At 54.1% G+C, this 24,534-nt stretch carries 23 protein-coding genes and 1 other annotated feature; of the genes, 16 read left to right on the top strand and 7 right to left on the bottom strand.

The genetic code is table 11. The features are described from left to right. Positions 1-62: 62 nt before the first annotated feature. Positions 63-1,079, bottom strand: a complete 1,017-nt coding sequence (lplA, locus tag OGV93_RS15050) for a lipoate--protein ligase (RefSeq protein ID WP_287109654.1) — start codon at positions 1,077-1,079, stop codon at positions 63-65. A gap of 20 nt (positions 1,080-1,099) precedes the next feature. Next, positions 1,100-1,741, bottom strand: coding sequence for a YtjB family periplasmic protein (locus OGV93_RS15045; RefSeq protein WP_016155636.1), 642 nt, complete (start codon positions 1,739-1,741; stop codon positions 1,100-1,102). A gap of 115 nt (positions 1,742-1,856) precedes the next feature. Between OGV93_RS15045 and serB the strand changes: the two genes are divergently transcribed. From serB to nadR, 3 genes are all read left to right on the top strand, one after another. After that, positions 1,857-2,825 (top strand): phosphoserine phosphatase, encoded by a 969-nt coding sequence (serB, locus tag OGV93_RS15040; protein ID WP_003829946.1) that lies wholly within the window; start codon positions 1,857-1,859, stop codon positions 2,823-2,825. Positions 2,826-2,908: 83 nt separating this feature from the next. Further along, a complete protein-coding gene (radA, locus tag OGV93_RS15035) occupies positions 2,909-4,291 on the top strand; it encodes a DNA repair protein RadA (protein ID WP_053389006.1) in 1,383 nt (460 codons plus the stop codon). A 65-nt stretch (positions 4,292-4,356) separates the two neighbouring features. Further along, a complete protein-coding gene (gene nadR / locus OGV93_RS15030) occupies positions 4,357-5,586 on the top strand; it encodes a multifunctional transcriptional regulator/nicotinamide-nucleotide adenylyltransferase/ribosylnicotinamide kinase NadR (RefSeq protein WP_016151614.1) in 1,230 nt (409 codons plus the stop codon). 99 nt (positions 5,587-5,685) lie between these two features. On the opposite strand, the gene ettA is transcribed toward nadR, so the two are convergent. Further along, complete coding sequence (gene ettA, locus OGV93_RS15025) at positions 5,686-7,353, bottom strand: energy-dependent translational throttle protein EttA (protein ID WP_003019019.1); 1,668 nt, start codon at positions 7,351-7,353, stop codon at positions 5,686-5,688. Between the two features lie 408 nt (positions 7,354-7,761). On the opposite strand from ettA, the gene sltY reads away from it, so the two are divergent. Both sltY and trpR read left to right on the top strand, forming a co-directional pair. Further along, on the top strand, positions 7,762-9,699 hold the full coding sequence (gene sltY, locus OGV93_RS15020; protein WP_047358370.1) for a murein transglycosylase: 1,938 nt from the start codon (positions 7,762-7,764) through the stop codon (positions 9,697-9,699). Positions 9,700-9,788: 89 nt separating this feature from the next. After that, entirely contained in the window at positions 9,789-10,115 is a 327-nt protein-coding gene (trpR, locus tag OGV93_RS15015) for a trp operon repressor (RefSeq protein ID WP_019078321.1), read from the top strand. Between the two features lie 76 nt (positions 10,116-10,191). On the opposite strand, the gene yjjX is transcribed toward trpR, so the two are convergent. Next, positions 10,192-10,707, bottom strand: a complete 516-nt coding sequence (yjjX, locus tag OGV93_RS15010) for an inosine/xanthosine triphosphatase (protein WP_016151618.1) — start codon at positions 10,705-10,707, stop codon at positions 10,192-10,194. Positions 10,708-10,759: 52 nt separating this feature from the next. Between yjjX and gpmB the strand changes: the two genes are divergently transcribed. Continuing rightward, positions 10,760-11,407 (top strand): 2,3-diphosphoglycerate-dependent phosphoglycerate mutase GpmB, encoded by a 648-nt coding sequence (gpmB, locus tag OGV93_RS15005; RefSeq protein ID WP_016151619.1) that lies wholly within the window; start codon positions 10,760-10,762, stop codon positions 11,405-11,407. Here the strand turns inward: gpmB and robA are convergent. Continuing rightward, positions 11,404-12,273: an MDR efflux pump AcrAB transcriptional activator RobA gene (gene robA / locus OGV93_RS15000; protein WP_003837295.1), complete on the bottom strand. Its 870-nt coding sequence runs from the start codon at positions 12,271-12,273 to the stop codon at positions 11,404-11,406. The genes gpmB and robA overlap by 4 nt on opposite strands. 211 nt (positions 12,274-12,484) lie before the next feature. Between robA and creA the strand changes: the two genes are divergently transcribed. From creA to creD, 4 genes are read left to right on the top strand one after another with little or no spacing between them, the layout of a single operon-like run. After that, a complete protein-coding gene (gene creA, locus OGV93_RS14995; protein WP_016151621.1) occupies positions 12,485-12,958 on the top strand; it encodes a protein CreA in 474 nt (157 codons plus the stop codon). 12 nt (positions 12,959-12,970) lie between these two features. Beyond that, positions 12,971-13,660 (top strand): two-component system response regulator CreB, encoded by a 690-nt coding sequence (gene creB, locus OGV93_RS14990; protein ID WP_016151622.1) that lies wholly within the window; start codon positions 12,971-12,973, stop codon positions 13,658-13,660. Next, positions 13,660-15,084 (top strand): two-component system sensor histidine kinase CreC, encoded by a 1,425-nt coding sequence (gene creC, locus OGV93_RS14985; RefSeq protein ID WP_046275504.1) that lies wholly within the window; start codon positions 13,660-13,662, stop codon positions 15,082-15,084. The genes creB and creC overlap by 1 nt, the downstream gene beginning before the upstream one ends. A gap of 57 nt (positions 15,085-15,141) precedes the next feature. Further along, complete coding sequence (gene creD / locus OGV93_RS14980) at positions 15,142-16,509, top strand: cell envelope integrity protein CreD (RefSeq protein WP_103928887.1); 1,368 nt, start codon at positions 15,142-15,144, stop codon at positions 16,507-16,509. A 61-nt stretch (positions 16,510-16,570) separates the two neighbouring features. Here creD and arcA read toward each other — a convergent pair whose 3' ends face one another. Further along, positions 16,571-17,287: a two-component system response regulator ArcA gene (gene arcA / locus OGV93_RS14975; RefSeq protein ID WP_001194359.1), complete on the bottom strand. Its 717-nt coding sequence runs from the start codon at positions 17,285-17,287 to the stop codon at positions 16,571-16,573. Positions 17,288-17,382: 95 nt separating this feature from the next. Between arcA and yjjY the strand changes: the two genes are divergently transcribed. From yjjY to thrC, 6 genes are all read left to right on the top strand, one after another. Then, entirely contained in the window at positions 17,383-17,523 is a 141-nt protein-coding gene (yjjY, locus tag OGV93_RS14970) for a YjjY family protein (protein ID WP_042998021.1), read from the top strand. 399 nt (positions 17,524-17,922) lie between these two features. Continuing rightward, a complete protein-coding gene (locus OGV93_RS14965; RefSeq protein ID WP_016155643.1) occupies positions 17,923-18,609 on the top strand; it encodes a tRNA/rRNA methyltransferase in 687 nt (228 codons plus the stop codon). A 206-nt stretch (positions 18,610-18,815) separates the two neighbouring features. Continuing rightward, positions 18,816-18,942: a sequence feature (Thr leader region), on the top strand. Further along, complete coding sequence (gene thrL / locus OGV93_RS14960; RefSeq protein ID WP_032337689.1) at positions 18,821-18,886, top strand: thr operon leader peptide; 66 nt, start codon at positions 18,821-18,823, stop codon at positions 18,884-18,886. It overlaps the preceding feature by 66 nt. A gap of 23 nt (positions 18,943-18,965) precedes the next feature. Beyond that, complete coding sequence (thrA, locus tag OGV93_RS14955; protein WP_047414492.1) at positions 18,966-21,428, top strand: bifunctional aspartate kinase/homoserine dehydrogenase I; 2,463 nt, start codon at positions 18,966-18,968, stop codon at positions 21,426-21,428. Between the two features lies 1 nt (position 21,429). Continuing rightward, the gene (thrB, locus tag OGV93_RS14950; protein WP_016155645.1) at positions 21,430-22,359 is read left to right on the top strand and encodes a homoserine kinase; all 930 of its coding nucleotides are present in this window, start codon (positions 21,430-21,432) and stop codon (positions 22,357-22,359) included. Between the two features lie 3 nt (positions 22,360-22,362). Further along, entirely contained in the window at positions 22,363-23,649 is a 1,287-nt protein-coding gene (gene thrC / locus OGV93_RS14945; RefSeq protein ID WP_019078326.1) for a threonine synthase, read from the top strand. An 84-nt stretch (positions 23,650-23,733) separates the two neighbouring features. On the opposite strand, the gene yaaA is transcribed toward thrC, so the two are convergent. Further along, on the bottom strand, positions 23,734-24,507 hold the full coding sequence (gene yaaA / locus OGV93_RS14940; RefSeq protein ID WP_016155647.1) for a peroxide stress protein YaaA: 774 nt from the start codon (positions 24,505-24,507) through the stop codon (positions 23,734-23,736). Positions 24,508-24,534 lie beyond the last annotated feature (27 nt).

Here is a 24,534-nt window from a genome sequence, read left to right as displayed (position 1 = left end):
TGCGCTTACCGGGCTACAATCGATGTATGCCGGACCGCCATCCGGCATTTTCAGGCCAGCGTTTAGCTCACTGCACTGGCAATCCACGCTGATAGCTCGCGTAACTCTTTCTCCTGCCCTGGGAAATCAACCAGCAGCGCTTCGCACTCCTGTTGCAGCATATCAGCACGGTACAAACACCCCTGCAGACGACCCGCCAGCGCTTCTAACGGCGCGGGATTGAGGCTGTCGGTAAAGACCTGCGTACGGGTGATATGACCTTTTTCCACGTCGAAATGCAGCTCAACGCCGCCCCAGGTGAAACGCTCGTCCAGGAGATGCGAGAACGCAGGCGCCTGACCAAAATTCCACTCCCAACTGCTCTGACGGGCAAAGGTTTCGGCAAAGTTCGGCAGATCCGGGGTTTTGTCCGGCGAGATAATTTCCGCTTCGACACGTTCGCCGTAGTGGGCAAAAAAGGCTTCCGTGATGGCCTGACAGACCTGTTGATGGGTGATGCCCGGCAACAGCTCCGTTAGATTCGCTACGCGTGAGCGAACCGAGGTGATGCCTTTGGCGGCGAGTTTCTTTTTATCCGGATTGAGATAGTTTGCCAGGCGGCTGAGATCGGCGTTCAACAACAGCGTGCCGTGGTGGAATCCGCGGTCTTTCGTTTCCCGATAAGCAGAGCCGGAAACTTTGCGATCGCCGTCTGGCGTTTTCACGACCAGATCGTTACGCCCGGAGGCGTCGGCGTCTACGCCCAGCGCGTTCAGGGCATGGAGGACAATAGCGGTAGAGATGGTTTTGTCGTACTCCGGTTTACCGGCCATAAAGGTAAAGCAGGTATTGCCTAAGTCATGGAACACCGCGCCGCCGCCGCTGCTGCGACGGGCGAGCCGCACGCTGTCTTCTTCCATACGGCGGGTATTACACTCTTTCCACGGGTTTTGCGCCCGGCCAATCACCACCGTATCGGCGTTACGCCACAAGAACAGGACGCGCTGCGTGGCGGGCATCTGGCGAAAAATGCACTCTTCGACCGCGAGGTTAAACCACGGATCGTAAGAGTCTGAGATAAGCAGGCGTAGTGTCGTCATGGTCGATTTCCTTTCTGTTATTACTCTTTCTTCTCGTTGTCTTCTTCCTGTACCGGTTTGTTGGCGGTCAGCAGGAAAGGGGATTGCTGCCAGCGGGTGCGCTTGCCTTGCAATAAGGTACGGGTGAGCACCACGCCAATTGCCAGTGACAGAAGCAGCATTAGGCGTAAGATGTTGGTGGTGTTATCCACCTGCTTGGCTTCGGTGGCGAGCGTGTGGGTATCCAGCGTCAGGCGTAGATAGCCCAGTGGACCATTTCTTCCCTGAATGGGCTCGACAATCTGCTGGTTAAAATAGCCCCCGGCTTTTTTGCCGTCCAACGCCAGTCGGTCTCGAACGTTGACGCTCTCACCGGTGCGTGTAATCAGGTCTCCCTTTTCATCGTAGACGCCCGCATCCAGAATACGGCTACTTTCCGTGAGCTGCGAGAGTACCGCTTTAATGCGCTTTTCATCCGGCGTTTCGGTACGCATCAGCGGGGCGACGTTCAAGGAGACCTGGCGAGCCAGCGTGCGCGCCAGCTCTTCGAGCTGCGGATTACGCTGCTGTTGGTGGCTTTGACTAAACCAGGACGCGCCCTGCATCAGAGCAACGAGCAGCGCAAGGCAGGACAATACAATCACTGCACGATGAAGTCGGAATTTCAGTTTTGTGCGAGCCATATTCCACCTGCTGAAAATTTGAGACTTAATGTTGCCAGAAGCGCTGGTTACAGGGTAGCCTCATGCGTTATTTTCCCCTGATGATTCCGACCCGAACGATTTTACAGGAGCTTTAATGCCTAACATTACCTGGTGCGATCTACCTGAAGATGTTTCTCTGTGGCCAGGTCTGCCTCTCTCTTTAAGCGGTGATGAAGTCATGCCGCTGGATTACCACGCGGGCCGCAGTGGCTGGCTGCTGTACGGTCGTGGGTTGGATAAACAACGGTTAACGCAATACCAGAGCAAACTGGGTGCGGCGATGGTGATCGTGGCGGCGTGGTGCGTTGAGGATTATCAGGTGATTCGTCTGGCGGGCTCGTTAACGCCGCGTGCGGCAAAACTGGCGCATGATGCCAAACTGGATGTTGCGCCACTGGGTAAAATTCCGCATTTGCGCACGCCGGGTTTGCTGGTGATGGACATGGATTCAACGGCTATCCAGATCGAGTGTATTGATGAAATTGCCAAACTGGCGGGAACCGGCGAAATGGTTGCGGAAGTCACCGAACGCGCGATGCGCGGCGAGCTGGACTTTACCGCCAGCTTGCGCAGCCGCGTGGCGACGCTGAAGGGCGCTGATGCCAATATTTTGCACCAGGTGCGCGAAACGCTACCACTGATGCCTGGCCTGACTCAACTGGTGTTAAAACTGGAAACGCTCGGCTGGAAAGTGGCAATTGCCTCCGGCGGTTTTACCTTCTTTGCCGATTATCTGCGTAACAAACTACGTCTGACGGCGGCTGTGGCAAACGAGCTGGAGATCATGGACGGTAAATTCACCGGCAACGTGATCGGCGATATCGTCGATGCGCAGTACAAAGCCAACACCCTGACCCGCCTGGCGCAGGAGTATGAGATCCCGATGGCGCAGACGGTGGCGATCGGCGATGGCGCCAACGATCTGCCGATGATCAAAACGGCTGGACTGGGTATAGCGTATCATGCCAAACCCAAAGTGAATGAAAAGACGGAGATTACGATCCGTCACGCTGACCTGATGGGCGTGTTCTGCATTCTCTCTGGCAGCATGAACCAGAAATGATTTAATTGCCTGATGGCAAAGTGACCGTAGGCCGGATAAGCGCCCACGCTGTCCGGTAAACGCGCTAACGAAAGAGGTAAAACGTGGCCAAAGCTCCAAAACGCGCCTTTGTTTGTAACGAATGCGGGGCCGATTACCCGCGCTGGCAAGGGCAATGCAGCGCCTGTCAGGCCTGGAACACTATTACCGAGGTACGCCTTGCCGCGTCACCAACGGTGGCGCGTAACGAGCGGCTCAGCGGCTATGCCGGGAATGCGGGCGTCGCAAAAGTGCAGAAGCTGTCTGATATCAGCCTTGAAGAGTTGCCGCGTTTTTCCACCGGATTTAAAGAGTTTGACCGCGTGCTGGGCGGCGGTGTGGTGCCCGGCAGCGCCATCCTGATTGGCGGTAACCCCGGCGCAGGGAAATCAACGCTGCTGCTGCAAACGCTGTGCAAGCTCGCTGAGCAGATGAAAACCCTGTACGTCACCGGCGAAGAGTCTTTGCAACAGGTGGCGATGCGCGCGCATCGACTCGGTCTGCCGACGGCGAATCTGAATATGCTGTCGGAAACCAGTATCGAACAAATTTGCCTGATTGCCGAAGAAGAACAGCCGAGGCTGATGGTTATCGACTCCATTCAGGTGATGCACATGGCGGACATTCAGTCTTCGCCGGGCAGCGTGGCACAGGTGCGCGAAACCGCGGCTTACCTGACCCGCTTTGCCAAAACGCGAGGCGTGGCGATTGTCATGGTCGGCCACGTCACCAAAGACGGCTCGCTGGCCGGTCCAAAGGTGCTGGAGCACTGTATTGACTGCTCGGTGCTGCTCGACGGCGACGCCGATTCTCGTTTCCGTACTCTGCGTAGCCATAAAAACCGCTTTGGCGCGGTGAATGAGCTGGGCGTCTTTGCCATGACCGAACAGGGGCTGCGTGAAGTTAGCAACCCTTCCGCTATCTTCTTAAGCCGTGGCGATGAAGTCACCTCCGGCAGTTCGGTGATGGTGGTCTGGGAAGGCACGCGCCCGTTGCTGGTGGAGATTCAGGCGCTGGTCGACCATTCGATGATGGCGAATCCGCGTCGTGTGGCGGTCGGTCTGGAGCAGAACCGTCTGGCGATTCTGCTGGCCGTGCTGCATCGTCACGGCGGCTTGCAGATGGCGGATCAGGACGTGTTCGTCAACGTGGTTGGCGGCGTGAAGGTTACCGAAACCAGCGCCGATCTGGCACTGCTACTGGCAATGGTTTCCAGCCTGCGCGACCGACCGCTGCCGCAGGACTTAGTGGTCTTTGGCGAAGTGGGACTGGCGGGCGAAATCCGTCCGGTACCCAGCGGCCAGGAGCGTATTTCCGAAGCGGCGAAGCACGGCTTTCGTCGGGCGATTGTTCCTGCCGCCAACGTGCCGAAAAAAGTGCCGGAAGGGATGCAGGTCTTTGGCGTTAAGAAGCTTACGGATGCTTTAAGCGTGTTTGACGACCTATAATAAAATACCCGCCGTCTTTCCGGCGGTATTGGGTATTACGTTTATTTTTACAGCAGGAGGCTCTTGTGTCATTTGATTATCTGAAAACTGCCATTAAGCAAAAGGGCTGTACCCTGCAACAGGTGGCAGATGCCAGTGGCATGACCAAGGGATATTTAAGTCAACTGCTGAATGCCAAAATTAAAAGTCCCAGCGCGCAAAAGCTGGAGGCGTTGCACCGGTTTCTCGGGCTGGAGTTTCCGCGCCAGCAGAAGAATATCGGTGTGGTATTCGGTAAGTTTTATCCGCTGCATACCGGCCATATCTATCTTATCCAGCGCGCGTGTAGTCAGGTCGATGAACTGCATATCATCATGGGGTATGACGACACGCGCGATCGCAGCCTGTTTGAAGACAGCGCTATGTCGCAACAGCCCACGGTGCCCGATCGTCTACGCTGGCTGCTGCAAACCTTTAAGTATCAGAAAAATATCCGTATTCACGCCTTCAACGAAGAGGGTATGGAGCCGTATCCACACGGTTGGGATGTGTGGAGCAACGGGATCAAAACGTTTATGCAGGAGAAAGGGATCCAGCCTAACTGGATTTACACCTCTGAAGAGTCAGATGCCCCGCAGTATCTGGAACATCTGGGGATCGAAACCGTGCTGGTGGATCCCAAACGAACGTTTATGAACATCAGCGGCGGGCAAATCCGTGAGAACCCGTTTCGCTACTGGGAGTATATTCCTACAGAAGTGAAGCCGTTTTTCGTGCGCACCGTGGCGATCCTCGGCGGAGAGTCGAGCGGAAAATCGACGCTGGTGAACAAGCTCGCCAATATCTTTAACACTACCAGTGCGTGGGAATATGGGCGTGATTACGTCTTCTCCCATTTGGGCGGTGATGAGATGGCGTTGCAGTATTCCGACTACGATAAAATCGCCCTGGGACAAGCCCAATACATTGATTTTGCTGTCAAGTATGCCAATAAAGTGGCGTTTATCGACACCGATTTCGTTACCACTCAGGCCTTCTGCAAAAAGTATGAAGGGCGTGAACACCCGTTTGTGCAGGCCCTGATTGACGAGTATCGCTTTGACCTGGTGATCCTGCTGGAGAATAACACTCCATGGGTGGCAGATGGCTTACGCAGTCTCGGCAGTTCGGTTGACAGAAAAGCGTTTCAGTCGCTGCTGGTCGAGATGCTGCAGGAAAACAATATCAATTTTGTGCACGTTCAGGAGCCCGACTATGACGGTCGATTTCTGCGCTGCGTGGAGTTGGTGAAAGAGTTGATGGGCGAGCAGAGATAGCGTAAATGCCGGATGGCGTTGCGCTTATCCGGCCTACAAGTCGGACTCACCTCGTAGGCCGGATGAGGCGTAACGCCGCCATCCGGCGCTTAACGGTAATTACTTCGAAATACGCTTGTACTTAATACGCTTCGGCTCCAGCGCATCTGCGCCCAGCGTGCGTTTCTTGTACTCTTCGTATTCGGTAAAGTTACCTTCGAAGAACTCAACCTTACCTTCATCCTGGTAATCCAGGATGTGGGTCGCGATACGGTCGAGGAACCAACGGTCGTGCGAGATGACCATCGCGCAGCCCGGGAACTCCAGCAGGGCGTTTTCCAGCGCGCGCAGGGTTTCGATATCCAGGTCGTTGGTTGGTTCATCAAGCAGCAGCATGTTGCCGCCAACCTGCAGCAGCTTCGCCAGGTGCAGACGACCGCGCTCACCGCCGGAGAGTTCGCCTACGCGTTTACCCTGATCAACACCTTTAAAGTTGAAGCGGCCTACGTAGGCGCGGCTTGGCATCTCGGTGTTGCCGATCTTCATGATATCCAGCCCGCCGGAAACTTCTTCCCACACGGTTTTGCTGTTGTCCATGGCGTCACGGAACTGGTCAACGGAAGCCAGCTTGACGGTTTCACCCAGTGTGATGGTGCCGCTGTCTGGCTGTTCCTGACCGGACATCATACGGAACAGGGTAGATTTACCCGCGCCGTTCGGACCGATGATGCCGACGATGGCGCCTTTCGGTACGGAGAAGCTCAGGTCGTCAATCAGAACGCGATCGCCGTAGGATTTACGCAGATTGGTGACTTCAACGACTTTATCACCCAGACGTGCTCCAGGTGGGATAAACAGTTCGTTGGTTTCGTTACGCTTCTGATATTCGGTGTTGTTCAGCTCTTCAAAGCGTGCCAGACGGGCTTTACCCTTAGACTGACGGCCTTTAGCGCCCTGACGCACCCACTCCAGCTCTTTCTCAATGGATTTACGGCGAGCCGCTTCCTGAGACGCTTCCTGCGCCAGACGCTGATCTTTCTGCTCCAGCCAGGAGGAGTAGTTGCCTTCCCATGGAATACCTTCGCCGCGGTCAAGCTCCAGAATCCAGCCCGCAACGTTGTCGAGGAAGTAACGGTCGTGGGTAATCGCCACCACGGTGCCTTCGAAGTCGTGCAGGAAGCGTTCCAGCCACGCAACGGATTCGGCGTCCAGGTGGTTAGTCGGTTCGTCGAGCAGCAGCATGTCTGGTTTTTCCAGCAGCAGGCGGCACAGCGCGACGCGGCGGCGTTCACCACCGGAGAGATTCTCAATTTTAGCGTCCCAGTCCGGCAGACGCAGGGCGTCAGCGGCACGCTCAAGCTGCACGTTCAGGTTATGACCGTCGTGCGCCTGAATGATCTCTTCAAACTTGCCCTGTTGCGCAGCGAGTTTATCGAAGTCGGCGTCCGGCTCGGCGTACTTTGCGTACACTTCATCCAGACCTTTCAGCGCGTTAACCACTTCGGCAACCGCTTCTTCCACGGATTCACGAACGGTATGTTCCGGGTTCAGTTTTGGTTCCTGCGGCAGGTAACCGATTTTAATGCCAGGCTGTGGGCGAGCTTCACCTTCGATATCGGTATCAATGCCGGCCATGATGCGCAGCAGGGTCGATTTACCCGCGCCGTTCAGACCAAGAACACCGATTTTGGCGCCAGGGAAGAAGCTCAGTGAGATGTTTTTAAGAATATGACGTTTCGGCGGAACGACTTTGCCGACACGATGCATGGTATAAACAAATTGGGCCACGTTGGACTCGCCTCTTTATTTATCCCGTCATACTTCAAGCCGCAGATGCGTTGGCTGTGAGTTACTCGGCTCATCCATGAGCCTCGCCCTTGCGGGCCGCTGCTCCGCAGCGTTCAAATCTGTTCCTGACAGATTTGTCGTTCCCCCCAGTCACGCACTATGTACGCTCAGGGGATTTACTCCCTCGCCGCCTTGCTGCAACTTGAATTATTTAGGGCTAATTATTGGTAAATAGTTATCAAAGGCGAAGTGTAGCCTTTTTCATTGCCCAATCCCAGCCAGCAGATCTCACTCGCAACAAAAGTAAAAAAGTGTCCGTGACGTGGCGCATTCTGCAATGTCTGGTTAGCATGAACTAATTAAGCGGCATGATGCCGCACAGACGTAACATGAGAAGAGGAAGAGCTTGTGGACAAAGCCAATCAATTTACCTGGCGCCTGCTGGCGGCCAGCGTATGTCTGCTGACGGTCAGTCAAGTGGCGCGAGCCGATTCCCTGGATGAGCAGCGCAGTCGCTATGCGCAAATTAAACAGGCCTGGGATAACCGACAGATGGATGTCGTAGAGCAGATGATGCCCGGCCTGAAGAATTATCCTCTGTATCCTTATCTGGAATATCGTCAGATTACTGACGATCTGATGAATCAGCCCACCATTACCGTTACCAATTTTGTGCGCGCCAACCCGACGCTGCCCCCCGCGCGTACTCTGCAATCACGTTTCGTGAATGAACTGGCGCGACGGGAGGACTGGCGTGGACTACTAGCATTCAGCCCAGAAAAACCGGGTACCACGGAAGCGCAATGCAACTATTACTTTGCGAAATGGAGCACCGGGCAAACCGAAGAGGCCTGGCAGGGCGCGAAAGAACTGTGGTTGAGCGGGAAAAGCCAGCCGAACGCCTGTGACAAATTATTCGGCGTATGGCGCGCCTCAGGAACTCAGGATCCGCTGGCGTATCTGGAGCGTATTCGTCTGGCGATGAAAGCCGGGAATACCGGTCTGGTCACGGCGTTGGCTGGACAAATGCCCGCGCAATACCAAACTATCGCTTCGGCGATCATCGCGCTGGCCAACGATCCGAATTCGGTGATGACCTTTGCACGCACCACTGGCGCGACGGATTTCACCCGACAGATGGCGGCGGTGGCTTTTTCCAGCGTGGCGCGTCAGGACGCGGAAAATGCCCGCCTGATGATCCCGTCTCTGGCGCAGGCGCAACAGCTGAATGACGAGCAAACCCAGGAGCTGCGCGACATCGTCGCCTGGCGTCTGATGGGTAATGACGTTACCGATGAGCAGGCCAAATGGCGCGATGACGCCATTATGCGCTCGAATTCCACCTCGCTTGTGGAGCGCCGTGTGCGCATGGCGCTGGGAACCGGCGATCGTCGTGGTCTGAATACCTGGCTGGCGCGTCTGCCAATGGAAGCAAAAGAGAAAGATGAGTGGCGTTACTGGCAGGCGGATCTGCTGCTTGAGCGCGGGCGCGAGGCGGAAGCCAAAGAGATCCTGCACCAGCTCATGCAGCAGCGCGGTTTCTATCCGATGGTGGCGGCACAGCGTCTGGGTGAAGAGTACGAGCTGAAAGTGGATAAAGCCCCGGCAAACGTTGACTCTGCGCTGACTCAGGGACCGGAAATGGCACGTGTGCGCGAGCTAATGTACTGGAACCTGGACAATACCGCGCGCAGTGAATGGGCGAATCTGGTCACCAGTCGCACGAAGTCTGAGCAGGCTCAACTGGCGCGTTATGCGTTCAACAATCACTGGTGGGATCTGAGCGTACAAGCGACGATCGCCGGTAAGCTGTGGGATCATCTGGAAGAGCGTTTCCCACTGGCCTACAAGGATCTGTTTACACGCTACACCAGCGGCAAGGATATTCCGCCAAGCTATGCGATGGCGATAGCGCGTCAGGAAAGCGCCTGGAACCCGAAAGTAAAATCGCCGGTTGGTGCCAGCGGGCTGATGCAGATTATGCCGGGCACGGCGACGCATACGGTGAAAATGTTCTCGATTCCAGGTTACAGCAGCCCGAGCCAACTACTGGATCCTGATACCAACATCAACATTGGTACCAGCTATTTACAGTATGTCTATCAGCAATTCGGTAATAACCGCATTTTCGCGTCGGCGGCCTATAACGCCGGACCGGGGCGCGTTCGCACCTGGCTTGGCAATAGCGCGGGTCGTATCGATGCTGTCGCGTTTGTCGAAAGCATTCCATTCTCTGAGACGCGTGGCTACGTGAAGAACGTGCTGGCTTACGATGCGTACTATCGCTATTTCCTTGGTGATAAGCCGGAGTTGATGAGCGACGCAGAATGGCAACGTCGTTACTGATCGTGTCGGTTGTGTTATGCTATCGTACTCGTTAAAGAGTACAAAAGGGGGAGGCAAGCACGCTTCCCCCGCAACGATGGCGATAACTTATGACTCAGCAATCACCCTATTCGGCAGAGATGGCAGAACAGCGTCACCAGGAGTGGTTACGTTTTGTCGATCTGCTTAAACACGCCTATGAACAAGACTTACACCTGCCCCTGCTCAATTTGATGTTAACGCCGGATGAGCGCGAAGCGTTGGGCACGCGCGTGCGTATCATTGAAGAGCTGCTGCGCGGCGAGATGAGTCAGCGCGAGCTTAAAAACGAGCTCGGGGCGGGGATCGCCACCATTACACGGGGGTCGAACAGCCTCAAATCTGCACCGGTGGATCTGCGTCATTGGCTGGAGCAGGTGCTGCTAAAAAATGCCTGATGGCACTTCGCTTATCAGGCCTAAGGATGTGGCGCGGTTGTGGCCGGATAAGGCGAAGCCGCCATCCGGCACAACGCTATAAATACACTGCGTTATGAAATGGGCTGAGCGCCAGAATCACCGCCTGGTGGTATACGCTTGAGCGCGTCAGCTTGCCCGCGGTAAAGACGCCGATTGCGCCTTCTTTACGGCCAATCTCATCAATACCCGTGTAGTCCGACATCACCGGACCGAGCGCTTCGCCTTGACGGACTCTGTCGAGAATGACAGCTGGCAATGGCAGCGTGGCTGAACGGGCTTCGCCGCGCTGGACGCCATTATCAATCACCACCCAACTGAAGGTCGCATCGTCGTCAATTCCCGCTTCAATAGCGACCCAGAAATCAGCCTGCGGGTGCAGACGGCGCGCATTATCAACGCGATTTCGTGCGCCAGTGCGCGTTTCCTGGTTTCCGAAAGGTTGTTCCGGCACGCCACTCTCGACGGCGACGGGTTCAATATGGCAGGATCCTTCCCCGAAAATCTCTTCAAATGCCCGCAGAATTGCCTGAATTTTGGCAGGATTGGTGGTCGCAGAGATAACCTTGTGCATAATTAAGCTCAGTTTGAAAATTCATCGCATCGCAGTATAACGGAAAAAAAGCATGTTACAGGTATACCTTGTTCGCCATGGCGAAACGCAGTGGAACGCCGAGCGACGTATTCAAGGCCAGTCAGACAGCCCACTGACCGCTAAAGGTGAACAGCAAGCCATGCAGGTGGGCGAACGCGCCCGCACGTTTGGTATTACGCATGTCATCAGTAGCGATTTAGGTCGTACACGACGCACCGCAGAAATCATCGCCCAGGCCTGTGGCTGTGATATCACCTATGACTCACGTTTGCGCGAGCTGAATATGGGCGTGCTGGAGCAACGTCATATCGATACGCTGACGTCGGAAGAAGAGGGCTGGCGTCGCCAGTTGGTGAACGGTACGGTGGAGGGTCGTATTCCGGAAGGGGAATCGATGCAGGAACTGAGCGATCGCGTCCACGCGGCGCTGGCATCCTGTCTGGAGTTGCCGCCGGGGAGTCGTCCGCTGCTGGTCAGTCACGGTATTGCACTGGGTTGTCTGGTGAGTACGATTCTGGGATTACCGGCATGGGCTGAACGTCGCCTGCGTCTGCGCAACTGTTCTATTTCTCGCGTCGATTACCAGGAAAGTTTGTGGCTTGCGCCGGGATGGGTAGTTGAAACGGCAGGGGACATCTCACATCTGGACGCCCCTGCGTTAGACGAACTGCAGCGCTAGCGGCGAATCGGAATCAGGAATTCGCAGCGCAGGTTGATCGGGCGATCTCCCGCTTTGGCATCTTCTGCCGGGTAGTATCGCTCGATATCCTGCCCTTTACGGCGCGTCAGGTTCAGCATTGGCATGCATGTGCCGTAAACCGTCAGAATAAACTCCTGTACACCGGTCCCCAGCCCTTCATAGGTAAACATCACATACTCGCCGCCCTGTAGCAGGATAGGCTGTGCCGACGGCACATAACCATTGGCCTGTTCCGGCGTCAGTGCTGTGGTGTAAAACACTTCCTGCTCGTCATCTTTTTCAATGCTCGGACGCGTTTCGTTCAGCCCGTACAGCACCGGTGGGATCGCAGGAGCCTGGCTAAGGAAGTCGCGCCAGAACTGAATTCGCATTTCATGACGGAAATCTGAAATCTGCTCCAGCGAGCAGGAATAGCTTTGCGTGGTGCCAAGCAGTTGCGTATCTTCCAGCGTAACAAACTCGTGCGCAGGCATGGCAAATTCACCCAGTCGCATAGGCGGGCGAATACCAAACGCGCTCCATTCCGGCGAACGGCGATACAGCGCAGGCGTCTGGGAAAACTGTTTCTTGAACGCGCGGGTAAAGGTTTGTTGAGAGTCAAAGCGATATTGCAGCGCAATATCCAGAATTGGGCGTGCAGTCAGGCGCAGCGCCACTGCGGATTTCGATAAACGACGGGCGCGGATATAGGCGCCAATAGCATGGCCCGTCACGTCCTTAAACATTCTCTGCAGGTGCCACTTGGAATAGCCTGCTTTTGCCGCCACATTGTCAAGCGACAAAGGCTGATCCAGATGACCTTCCAGCCAGATTAATAGGTCGCGAATAATGCCAGCCTGATCCATAAAATATCCTCATCCTTTCAACAACGAGTACCTGACGTCAGGTATGAGGATAATAGCATTTTTTGCTGTTTTAGCATTCAGTGTTTTTTTTGCTCATAAATGCTTTTTTCGATCATTCGAAAGCGTGATTATTGTAATCCTGTGATCTGTATACGTTTTATCTTAGAATGTCGAATAATTACACAGAGTAACTTTTAAAAATGGTAACAATATGAAATATAAGAGCTTAATCATTTCCTCAATTCTGCTGATGTTAGCGCAGGTCGCCCATGCGGAGCAGATTGGATCTGTCGATACGGTGTTCAAAATGTTTGGGCCGGATCATAAAATTGTGGTCGAAGCGTTTGACGATCCAGATGTTACCAACGTGACCTGCTACGTGAGCCGGGCGAAGACCGGCGGCATCAAAGGTGGGCTGGGGCTGGCGGAAGATACCTCCGATGCCGCCATTTCCTGTCAGCAGGTGGGGCCGGTAGAACTGAGCGACAGAATCAAGAACGGCAAAGCGCAGGGCGAAGTGGTATTTAAAAAACGTACCTCGCTGGTGTTTAAATCCTTACAGGTCGTGCGTTTTTACGACGCGAAACGTAATGCACTCGCCTATCTGGCCTATTCAGATAAAGTGGTCGATGGATCGCCCAAAAATGCCATCAGCGCGGTGCCCATCATGCCGTGGCGGGAATAACAAGGAAGCAAAATGCAACAACCGTTGATCTGGTTGGTTGAGGATGAGCAGGGCATCGCCGATACGCTCATCTACATGCTGCAGCAGGAAGGTTTTAGCGTGGAAGCGTTTGAGCGCGGGTTACCTGCGCTGGAGAAATCTCGCCAGCGTTGTCCTGATGCAATTATTCTGGATGTCGGACTACCAGATATCAGCGGTTTTGAACTGTGTCGACGCCTGCTGGAGCGGCATCCAGCGTTGCCGATCCTGTTTCTGACCGCGCGTAGCGATGAGGTGGATCGCCTGCTGGGGCTGGAAATTGGCGCGGATGACTATGTTGCCAAGCCTTTCTCACCGCGCGAGGTGTGCGCCCGCGTGCGTACGCTGCTGCGGCGGGTGCAGAAATTCTCTGCTCCTTCATCGACGACGCGCTGCGGCGATTTTGAACTTAATGAGCTGGCCGCGCAGATTACCTGGTTCGGCAAGCCGTTAAACCTGACGCGCTATGAATTTCTGTTGCTGAAAACGCTGCTGTTGTCGCCGGGGCGCATTTACTCACGCCAGCAGTTGATGGATTTAGTCTGGGCCGATGCACAGGACACCTTTGACAGAACGGTCGATACCCACATTAAAACGCTGCGCGCCAAGCTGCGGGCTATCAACCCTGAGCTTTCCCCCATCAATACGCATCGCGGTATGGGATATAGCCTGAGGAGCGTCTGATGCGCATTGGCATGCGTTTGTTGCTCGGCTATTTTCTGATTGTTGCCGTCGCCGCCTGGTTCGTTTTGTCGATCTTTGTACAGGAAATTAAACCAGGCGTCCGCCGGGCAACCGAAGGCACTTTGATTGATACCGCCACGCTGCTGGCTGCGCTGGCGCGCGATGACTTGCTCTCTGACTCTCCCGCCAACGGCAAGCTGGCGCAGGCATTTTCGCAACTGCATAACCGCCCATTCAGCGCCAATATCAGCGGCATTAACAAAGTCCGTAATGAATACCATGTCTACATGACGGACGCGCAGGGTAAAGTGTTGTTTGATTCCGCAAACCAGGCTGTCGGTCAGGATTATTCTCGCTGGAACGACGTGTGGTTAACCCTGCGTGGGCAATATGGCGCCCGCAGTACGCCGCAAAACCCGAACGATCCGGAAAGTTCAGTGATGTACGTGGCCGCGCCGATCGTAGACGGCGGACGTATTATCGGAGTGCTTAGCGTCGGTAAACCGAATGCGGCGATGGCGCCGGTGATTAAACGCAGTGAACGGCGGATGTTGTGGGCCAGCGCCGTATTGCTGGGCATTGCCTTAGTGATTGGCATCGGGATGGTATGGTGGATAAACCGCTCCATCGCCCGGCTGGCGCGCTATGCCGACTCCGTTACCGAGAATCGCCCCGTCCCACTGCCTGATTTAGGTAGCAGCGAGCTACGTAAACTGGCGCAGGCGCTGGAAAGTATGCGACTGAAGCTGGAGGGCAAAAACTACATTGAGCAGTATGTTTATGCGTTAACGCATGAACTGAAAAGTCCGCTGGCGGCCATTCGCGGCGCGGCTGAGATTTTGCGCGAAGGTCCGCCGCCGAACGTGGTTGCGCGCTTTACCGATAATATCCTGACGCAAAATGCGCGCATGCAGGCGCTGGTCGAAACCCTGTTACGCCAGGCGCGGCTGGAGAATCGACAGGACATTACGTTGACGCCAGTGGCGGTAGATGCGCTGTTTGCTCAGCTCAAAGAGGCGCGTAGCGTGCAACTGGCGGCAAAAAACATCACGCTTACCATTATGCCTTCATCGCTTAGCGTCGCCGCCGATCCTGCGTTACTGGAGCAGGCATTGGGGAATTTGCTCGACAACGCTATCGACTTCACGCCACAGGACGGGACGATTACGCTGAGCGCGCATCAGCAGGATGAACTGGTCACGTTGCAGATAATCGACAGCGGCAGCGGGATCCCCGACTTCGCGTTGCCGCGTATTTTTGAGCGTTTCTATTCGCTGCCCCGTGAAAATGGGCATAAGAGCAGCGGTTTAGGGCTGGCGTTTGTCAGTGAGGTTGCGCGACTGCACGAGGGGACGGTGACATTGTGCAACCGACCACAAGGCGGCGCACAGGCCTCGTTTACGCTTCACGGTTACTTCACATAACTTCAAATTCTCCGCACATAGCTGTTCTACCTTGCTGATATTGCAAAGGAGAACGCTATGTTTAAATCACCCCTGTTTTGGAAAATAGTCACCTTAGGTGGCGCAATACTGCTGCTGTTAATTCCGCTGACGATGGTCAGGCAGATCATCGTGGAGCGATCGGATTACCGCGATGAAGTCGAAGATGCTATCCGACAGAGCACCAGCGGGCCGCAAAAGATGGTAGGACCGTTGATAGCCATTCCGCTAACGGAACTTTACACCTCACTGGAGGATGGCAAAGAAATCCAGCGTAAGCGTAGCTATATCCATTTCTGGCTGCCGGAGTCGTTGGTAGTTGAGGGGAATCAGAACGTTGAAGCGCGTAAAATCGGTATTTATGAGGGCCAGGTCTGGCACAATGATGTTTCGGTGAAGGCTGAGTTTAACGCCGAACGGTTGGGTGATTTAAATCATCCTAATATCAGCATTGGCAAACCGTTTATTGTGGTTGGCGTGGGGGACGCGCGCGGGATTGGCGTGGTAAAAGCGCCGCAGGTCAATGGAACGTCGCTGGCCGTTGAGCCTGGGACGGGGCTGGATGGACGTGCGCAGGGGATCCACATTCCGCTACCCGATGCGAGCTGGGCTGAGCAAAATCTGAGCATGGCGTTGTCGCTTAATTTGAGCGGAACCGGCGATTTCTCCGTCGTTCCGGTTGGACGTAACAGTGAAATGACCTTAACCAGCAACTGGCCACATCCCAACTTTCTTGGGGACTTTCTCCCGGCTAAGCGCGAAATTAGCGAATCAGGATTCAAGGCTCAGTGGCAAAGCAGCTGGTTTGCGAACAACCTCGGCGAGCGCTTTAACGACGAAAAGATTGGTTGGCTGGGCATGCCAGCGTTTAGCGTCGCCGTCGCCACGCCTGCAGATCAGTATCAGTTAACGGACAGGGCAACAAAGTATGCCATCCTGCTGATTGTGCTGACCTTTATGTCTTTCTTCGTCCTTGAAAGTATGACCAATCTGCGCCTGCACCCGATGCAGTATCTGCTGGTGGGGCTATCGCTGGTAATGTTTTATCTGCTGCTGCTGGCACTGTCGGAACACATTGGTTTTACGGCGGCGTGGATAACGGCAAGTCTGGTGGGGGCGTTGATGAACGGTGTGTATCTGCAGGCGATATTGCAGGGCTGGCGGAACAGTATTTTGTTCACCGTGGCGCTGCTGGGGCTGGATGGTGTGATGTGGGTGCTGCTACGTTCACAGGATAGCTCTTTACTGCTGGGAACCGGCGTGCTGTTGTTCGCGCTGTGTGGGGTAATGTTCCTGACGCGTCATCTTGACTGGCACTCGCTGGCACAGCCAAAAGCAAAGCCAAAATCTCCAGAACTTCCAGAGCTTCAGCCTGCGCAGAGCGACGAATTTCGCTTGTGGAAATAGGGCAGTAGGGGAAATGAAAAACGGCGCATAAAGCGCCGTTTTTATACCAGTGAGGATTGAATTAATCCTGCAGGTCGCCGCAGAAACGGTAGCCTTCACCGTGAATGGTGGCGATGATTTCTGGCGTATCCGGCGTTGATTCGAAATGTTTACGAATGCGGCGGATCGTCACGTCAACGGTACGGTCATGCGGCTTCAGTTCGCGACCGGTCATTTTTTTCAACAGTTCTGCGCGAGACTGGATTTTGCCCGGATTCTCACAGAAGTGAAGCATGGCGCGGAATTCGCTGCGTGGCAGTTTATACTGCTCACCGTCAGGACCAATCAGAGAGCGGCTGTTGATGTCCAGCTCCCAGCCATTGAACTTGTAGCTTTCGACGCTACGGCGTTCTTCGCTGACAGTACCCAGGTTCATGGTACGGGACAGCAGGTTACGAGCACGGATAGTCAGTTCGCGCGGGTTAAACGGCTTGGTGATGTAATCGTCTGCGCCGATTTCGAGGCCGAGAATTTTATCGACTTCGTTATCACGGCCCGTCAGGAACATCAGCGCAACGTTAGCTTGTTCGCGAAGTTCGCGCGCTAACAGCAGGCCATTTTTCCCAGGCAGATTGATATCCATAATCACAAGGTTGATATCATATTCAGAGAGAATCTGATGCATTTCCGCGCCATCTGTCGCTTCGAATACATCATAGCCTTCTGCTTCGAAAATGCTTTTCAACGTGTTGCGTGTTACTAACTCGTCTTCAACGATAAGAATGTGCGGGGTCTGCATGTTTGCTACCTAAATTGCCAACTAAATCGAAACAGGAAGTACAAAAGTCCCTGACCTGCCTGATGCATGCCGTAAATTAACATGATCGGCGTAACATGACTAAAGTACGTAATTGCGTTCTTGATGCACTTTCCATCAACGTCAACAACATCATTAGCTTGGTCGTGGGTAGTTTCCCTCTGGACCCGACAGTGTCAAAAACGGCTGTCATCCTAACCATTTTAACAGCAACATAACAGGCTAAGACATGCCGGACACCCAATAAAACTACGCTTCGTTGACATATATCAAGTTCAATTGTAGCACGTTAACAGTTTGATGAAATCAACGTATCCAAATGTTTGCTTTCATCACAAAATTGCAATATTACAACTAGTTGCACGAGCAAATTAATAAATGTAATGAATCCAACCGGTGCGATCCATTTTAAATTAAATTATCATGGATAAACAGAGGGATATGCAACTTTTGTTAACATAAAAAGCAATAGTACACCCGGGAAATAGTTTAGCATTTTTTAATGGATGCGAAATGCTTTTTCAGTGATTTCTGTTAAAAATATGTAAATTCGCACTGCGTAATATGTTGAAGCACGTCACATTATTCCTTGCAGACTGGCCAAAAAGAGTATCGAAATGCGTTTAACAATTATTCTGGTTGCCCCCGCCAGAGCGGAAAATATTGGTGCGGCTGCCCGCGCTATGAAGACCATGGGGTTCACCCAATTACGCATCGTTGACAGCGAAGCCCACCTGGAACCCGCCACGCGATGGGTCGCGCATGGTTCTGGCGATATTATTGATAATATTAGCGTTTTTTCAACGTTAGCGGAGGCGCTGCACGACGTAGATTTTACCGTCGCGACCACTGCGCGTAGTCGGGCGAAGTTCCATTACTACGCTACGCCGGTCGAACTGGTTCCTCTGCTGCAGGAAAAATCAACGTGGATGGATCACGCCGCGCTGGTTTTTGGTCGTGAAGATTCAGGGCTGACCAACGAAGAATTGGCCCTGGCGGATGTACTCACCGGTGTACCTATGGTGGCTGACTATCCTTCACTCAATTTGGGGCAGGCGGTGATGGTGTATTGCTATCAATTAGCAGGTTTAATACAACAACCCGTCAAAAACATTGAGGTGACGGATGAGCTTCAGCTACAGGCATTGCGCGCGCGCGTTTTGCGTTTATTAGCCACGCTGAACGTTTCTGACGACATCAAGTTGACGGACTGGCTGCAACAGCGAATGGGTCTGTTAGGGCAGCGAGATACGGCAATGTTGCACCGTTTTTTACATGATATAGAAAAAAGCATCACGAAATAAAATATCGACCTACATTTGTTGCGTGGTGTTTTGCTCTGGATTCAAGTAGGGGTGACATACTGTATTGGTCGAAACTAAAAGGGCAAGCAGTCGCTCGTGAACAAGTTTCGGAATGTGACCAATTTAAAAATTTATTGACTTAGGTCAGCAGATACTTTAACCCTAAAAGAATACAGGACAGATAATAAATAATTACAGAGCACACAACATCATGAAACGCATCAGCATCACTATTACCACAACCATCACCATTACCACAGGTAACGGTGCGGGCTGACGCGTACAGGAAACACAAGAAAAAGCCCGCACCTAAACAGTGCGGGCTTTTTTTTCGACCAAAGGCAATGAGGTAAACCATGCGAGTGTTGAAGTTCGGCGGTACATCAGTGGCAAATGCAGAGCGCTTTCTGCGGGTTGCCGATATTCTGGAAAGCAATGCCAGACAGGGGCAGGTCGCGACCGTTCTCTCTGCCCCCGCAAAAATTACCAACCATCTGGTGGCGATGATTGAGAAGACCATCGGTGGTCAGGATGCTTTAGCCAATATCAGCGACGCCGAACGCATTTTCTCTGAGCTGTTGGTGGGTCTTGCCGCCGCGCAACCGGGTTTCCCGCAGGCTCCGCTCAAAGCCTTTGTTGAACAAGAGTTTGCACAGATTAAGCACGTCCTGCACGGTATCAGCCTGCTGGGTCAGTGCCCGGACAGCATCAATGCCGCGCTTATTTGCCGTGGTGAAAAAATGTCGATCGCCATCATGGCTGGCCTGCTGGAAGCGCGCGGGCACAACGTGACGGTCATCGACCCGGTAGAGAAATTGCTGGCGGTAGGCCATTACCTCGAATCTACCGTTGATATTGCCGAATCTACGCGCCGCATTGCCGCCAGCCGTATTCCTGCGGACCATATGATTCTGATGGCAGGATTTACCGCCGGGAATGAGAAAGGTGAGTTAGTGGTGCTGGGGCGTAATGGCTCTGACTACTCTGCCGCCGTACTGGCCGCCTGTTTGCGCGCCGATTGTTGTGAGATCTGGACCGATGTCGATGGCGTATATACCTGCGATCCGCGCCAGGTACCCGACGCCCGACTGCTGAAGTCGATGTCTTATCAGGAAGCGATGGAGCTTTCTTACTTCGGCGCTAAAGTGCTGCACCCGCGCACCATTACCCCTATTGCCCAGTTCCAGATCCCGTGCCTGATTAAAAATACCGGCAATCCACAAGCGCCCGGCACGCTTATCGGTGCCAGCAGTGATGATGACGATTTGCCGGTAAAAGGGATTTCTAACCTCAATAACATGGCGATGTTTAGCGTCTCCGGCCCTGGGATGAAAGGCATGGTGGGGATGGCGGCGCGTGTTTTTGCCGTGATGTCGCGCGCAGGCATCTCGGTGGTGCTGATCACCCAATCCTCTTCTGAATACAGCATCAGCTTCTGCGTCCCGCAGGGCGACTGCGCGCGTGCGCAACGCGCCATGCAGGATGAATTCTATCTCGAATTGAAAGAAGGCTTGCTGGAGCCGCTGGCGGTGACTGAGCGTCTGGCGATCATCTCGGTCGTTGGCGATGGTATGCGCACGTTGCGTGGCATCTCGGCGAAATTTTTTGCCGCGCTGGCTCGCGCGAACATTAATATCGTGGCAATCGCCCAGGGCTCGTCTGAGCGTTCCATTTCGGTAGTGGTGAATAACGACGACGCGACCACTGGCGTGCGTGTGACCCATCAGATGCTGTTCAACACCGATCAGGTGATTGAAGTATTTGTCATTGGTGTTGGCGGCGTGGGCGGTGCGCTGCTGGAGCAGCTTAAACGTCAGCAAACCTGGCTTAAAAAGAAGCATATCGATCTGCGCGTGTGCGGTGTGGCGAACTCGAAGGCCCTGCTGACCAACGTCCATGGTCTGAATCTGGAAAACTGGCAGTCGGAGCTGGAAAGCGCGAAAGAGCCTTTCAACCTGGGGCGCTTAATTCGTCTGGTGAAAGAATATCATCTGCTCAATCCGGTGATTGTCGACTGTACTTCAAGTCAGGCGGTCGCGGATCAGTATGCGGATTTCCTGCGCGAAGGCTTCCATGTGGTCACGCCGAACAAAAAGGCCAACACGTCGTCGATGGATTACTACCATCAGCTGCGTTTTGCAGCGGCGAAGTCTCGTCGTAAATTCCTGTACGACACCAACGTAGGCGCGGGCTTGCCGGTAATTGAGAACCTGCAAAATCTGCTCAGCGCGGGCGATGAACTGCAACGTTTCTCCGGTATTCTTTCTGGTTCGCTGTCGTTTATTTTCGGCAAGCTGGATGAAGGAATGAGCTTCTCCGAGGCCACCACCATGGCGCGTGAGCTGGGCTATACCGAACCCGATCCGCGTGACGATCTATCCGGTACGGACGTGGCGCGTAAGCTGTTGATCCTGGCCCGTGAAACCGGTCGTGAGCTGGAGCTTTCTGACATTGTTATTGAGCCGGTCCTGCCAAAAGAGTTTGATGATTCCGGTGATGTTTCCGCGTTTATGGCTAAATTGTCGCAGCTGGATGACGCCTTTGCCGCGCGTGTGGCGAAAGCCCGTGATGAGGGGAAAGTATTACGCTATGTTGGCAATATTGAAGAGGATGGCGTCTGTCGCGTAAAAATAGAAGCAGTAGACGGCAACGATCCGCTGTTCAAAGTGAAAAACGGTGAAAACGCGTTGGCGTTTTACAGCCACTATTATCAGCCGCTACCGTTGGTTCTGCGCGGATACGGCGCGGGTAACGACGTGACGGCAGCGGGCGTATTTGCTGACCTGCTACGCACCCTTTCATGGAAGTTAGGAGTCTGACATGGTGAGAGTTTATGCCCCGGCTTCCAGCGCCAATATGAGCGTCGGGTTCGATGTGCTCGGAGCAGCGGTAACTCCGGTGGACGGTTCGCTGTTAGGCGATGTGGTATCCGTTGAGGCGGCTGACCATTTCAGCCTCAACAACCTCGGTCGCTTTGCCAATAAGCTGCCGCCTGAGCCGCGAGAAAATATTGTCTACCAGTGCTGGGAGCGATTCTGTCAGGAGCTGGGTAAAAGCGTTCCGGTGGCGATGACGCTGGAAAAAAATATGCCGATTGGCTCCGGGTTAGGCTCCAGCGCTTGTTCCGTTGTAGCGGCGCTGGTCGCCATGAACGAGCATTGCGGTAAACCGCTCAACGATACGCGCCTGTTGGCGATAATGGGTGAGCTGGAAGGGCGTATCTCCGGCAGTATTCATTACGATAACGTCGCCCCGTGCTTTTTGGGCGGCATGCAGTTAATGATCGAAGAAAACGGCATTATCAGCCAGCAGGTGCCAGGCTTTGATGAGTGGCTGTGGGTCCTCGCGTATCCGGGGATTAAAGTGTCGACGGCAGAAGCGCGGGCGATTTTACCTGCGCAGTATCGCCGTCAGGACTGTATCGCCCACGGGCGGCATCTGGCTGGGTTTATCCATGCCTGCTATTCCCGTCAGCCAGGGCTTGCCGCGAAGCTGATGAAAGATGTCATTGCTGAGCCGTACCGTACCCGCCTACTGCCAGGCTTTAGCCAGGCGCGTCAGGCGGTAGCGGAAATCGGGGCGCTGGCCAGCGGCATCTCCGGTTCGGGGCCGACGCTGTTCGCTTTGTGCGACAAGCCGGATACGGCGCAGCGTGTAGCAGACTGGCTGGGTAAAAATTATCTGCAAAATCAGGAAGGCTTTGTTCATATTTGCCGGTTGGACACGGCGGGTGCACGGGTACTGGGATAATCAATGAAACTGTATAATCTGAAAGATCATAACGAACAGGTCAGCTTTGCACAGGCCGTCACGCAAGGGCTTGGCAAGAATCAGGGATTGTTTTTTCCGCACGATTTGCCGGAATTCAATCTGTCAGAAGTCGATGAGATGTTGAACCAGGATTTCGTTAGCCGCAGCGCGAAGATCCTTTCCGCATTTATCGGTGATGAAATCCCACAGGAGATTCTGGAACAGCGCGTGCGTGCGGCGTTTGCCTTCCCGGCGCCGGTTGCTCAGGTTGCCGCGGATATCGGCTGTCTGGAGCTGTTCCACGGCCCAACGCTTGCATTTAAAGACTTTGGCGGGCGCTTTATGGCGCAGATGCTGACGCATATCAGCGGCGACAAACCGGTCACCATTCTGACGGCGACCTCTGGAGACACTGGTGCGGCAGTCGCACATGCCTTTTATGGTCTGAAAAATGTGCGCGTGGTGATCCTTTATCCGAACGGCAAGATTAGCCCATTACAGGAAAAACTGTTCTGTACACTGGGTGGCAATATTGAAACCGTGGCGATTGATGGCGATTTTGATGCCTGTCAGGCGCTGGTGAAACAGGCGTTTGATGACGAAGAGCTGAAGGTAGCTTTGGGGCTGAATTCGGCTAACTCAATCAACATTAGCCGTCTGCTGGCGCAAATCTGTTACTACTTTGAGGCCGTGGCTCAACTGCCGCAAGAGGCGCGTAATCAGCTGGTTATTTCCGTTCCCAGCGGCAACTTTGGCGATCTGACTGCCGGGCTGCTGGCAAAATCACTGGGCTTGCCGGTGAAGCGTTTTATCGCGGCGACCAACGTCAACGATACGGTTCCACGCTTTCTTGCACAAGGTGAGTGGGCGCCGAAAGCGACACAGGCGACGTTGTCGAATGCGATGGATGTCAGCCAGCCAAATAACTGGCCGCGGGTGGAAGAACTGTTCCGCCGTAAAATCTGGCGTCTGAATGAGCTGGGTTATGCCGCTGTTGACGATGCCACTACTCAGGACACGATGCGTGAGCTGCATGAGATGGGGTACACCTCAGAACCGCATGCGGCGGTGGCTTACCGTGCGCTGCGTGACCAACTGAACCCTGGCGAGTACGGCCTGTTCCTCGGCACTGCGCATCCGGCCAAGTTTAAAGAAAGCGTTGAAGAGATTCTTGACCTGACGCTGGCTCTGCCAAAAGCGCTGGCGGAACGCGCGGACCTGCCGCTGCTTTCTCATCACCTGCCTGCTGATTTTGCTGAATTGCGCAAGCTGATGATGACCCGCGGTTAACGGTTGTGCCCGCTGGCGCTTTGCTTAGCGGGCCTACAAAACCTGTCGGCCGGATGGGGCGTTCGCCGCCATCCGGCCTTTTTACTACTGCTCCTGGCGCTTAAACACCAGTTCGCCATTTCCTGACGCTTCTTCATCAAAGAAATAGCCTTCGCTGTTAAAGGCGGTCAGCTGTTCTGGCTGCGTTAAGCGGTTCTCAATAATGTAGCGACTCATCAGGCCGCGCGCTTTTTTGGCATAGAAGCTGATGACTTTGAACTTGCCGTTCTTCTCGTCGAGGAAGACCGGTTTGATAAGCTCCGCATTGAGCTTTTTCGGCTTCACGGATTTAAAATACTCATCCGAGGCGAGGTTAATCACTACGCTGTCGCCTTGCGCTTCCAGCGCTTCGTTAAGTTTATCGGTGATGGTATCTCCCCAGAACTGGTAGAGATCTTTACCTTTCGCATTGGCCAGACGAATACCCATCTCCAGACGGTAAGGCTGCATCAAATCCAGCGGACGCAAAACGCCGTACAGCCCGGACAACATCCGTAAGTGTTGCTGAGCGAAGTCGAAATCCGCTTCGCTGAAGGTTTCAGCCTGCAGTCCGGTATACACGTCGCCTTTAAACGCCAGAATGGCCTGGCGCGCGTTTTCCGGCGTGAAATCAGGCTGCCAGTCATGGAAACGCGTGGCGTTCAGATCCGCCAGCTTGTCGCTAATTCCCATCAGCTTGCCAATTTGCGGAGCAGAGAGTTGGCGCGCCACGTGAATAAGCTGCTGAGAGTGATCCAGCAGTTCGGGCAATGTATGACGTGTCGTTGCCAGCGGACTTTGGTAGTCGAGCGTTTTTGCAGGTGAAATCAGAATCAGCATATCCAGTCCTTGCAGGAAATTTACTGC

This window comes from Citrobacter sp. Cb031 (assembly GCF_030336725.1).
Taxonomy (GTDB): domain Bacteria; phylum Pseudomonadota; class Gammaproteobacteria; order Enterobacterales; family Enterobacteriaceae; genus Citrobacter; species Citrobacter braakii.
The sequence above is the reverse complement of the archived record's forward strand: the minus strand, read 5'-3'. Positions and strand labels throughout refer to the sequence as shown.

Coding starts and splice junctions, on each gene's coding strand:
- OGV93_RS15045 (WP_016155636.1), bottom strand. CDS start 1,741: ATGGCTCGCACAAAACTGAAATTCCGACTTCATCGTGCAGTGATTGTA.
- yjjX (WP_016151618.1), bottom strand. CDS start 10,707: ATGCACAAGGTTATCTCTGCGACCACCAATCCTGCCAAAATTCAGGCA.
- arcA (WP_001194359.1), bottom strand. CDS start 17,287: ATGCAGACCCCGCACATTCTTATCGTTGAAGACGAGTTAGTAACACGC.
- serB (WP_003829946.1), top strand. CDS start 1,857: ATGCCTAACATTACCTGGTGCGATCTACCTGAAGATGTTTCTCTGTGG.
- robA (WP_003837295.1), bottom strand. CDS start 12,273: ATGGATCAGGCTGGCATTATTCGCGACCTATTAATCTGGCTGGAAGGT.
- yaaA (WP_016155647.1), bottom strand. CDS start 24,507: ATGCTGATTCTGATTTCACCTGCAAAAACGCTCGACTACCAAAGTCCG.
- creA (WP_016151621.1), top strand. CDS start 12,485: ATGAAATATAAGAGCTTAATCATTTCCTCAATTCTGCTGATGTTAGCG.
- thrC (WP_019078326.1), top strand. CDS start 22,363: ATGAAACTGTATAATCTGAAAGATCATAACGAACAGGTCAGCTTTGCA.
- OGV93_RS14965 (WP_016155643.1), top strand. CDS start 17,923: ATGCGTTTAACAATTATTCTGGTTGCCCCCGCCAGAGCGGAAAATATT.
- creB (WP_016151622.1), top strand. CDS start 12,971: ATGCAACAACCGTTGATCTGGTTGGTTGAGGATGAGCAGGGCATCGCC.
- thrA (WP_047414492.1), top strand. CDS start 18,966: ATGCGAGTGTTGAAGTTCGGCGGTACATCAGTGGCAAATGCAGAGCGC.
- creD (WP_103928887.1), top strand. CDS start 15,142: ATGTTTAAATCACCCCTGTTTTGGAAAATAGTCACCTTAGGTGGCGCA.
- thrB (WP_016155645.1), top strand. CDS start 21,430: ATGGTGAGAGTTTATGCCCCGGCTTCCAGCGCCAATATGAGCGTCGGG.
- yjjY (WP_042998021.1), top strand. CDS start 17,383: ATGACTAAAGTACGTAATTGCGTTCTTGATGCACTTTCCATCAACGTC.
- gpmB (WP_016151619.1), top strand. CDS start 10,760: ATGTTACAGGTATACCTTGTTCGCCATGGCGAAACGCAGTGGAACGCC.
- creC (WP_046275504.1), top strand. CDS start 13,660: ATGCGCATTGGCATGCGTTTGTTGCTCGGCTATTTTCTGATTGTTGCC.
- lplA (WP_287109654.1), bottom strand. CDS start 1,079: ATGACGACACTACGCCTGCTTATCTCAGACTCTTACGATCCGTGGTTT.
- trpR (WP_019078321.1), top strand. CDS start 9,789: ATGACTCAGCAATCACCCTATTCGGCAGAGATGGCAGAACAGCGTCAC.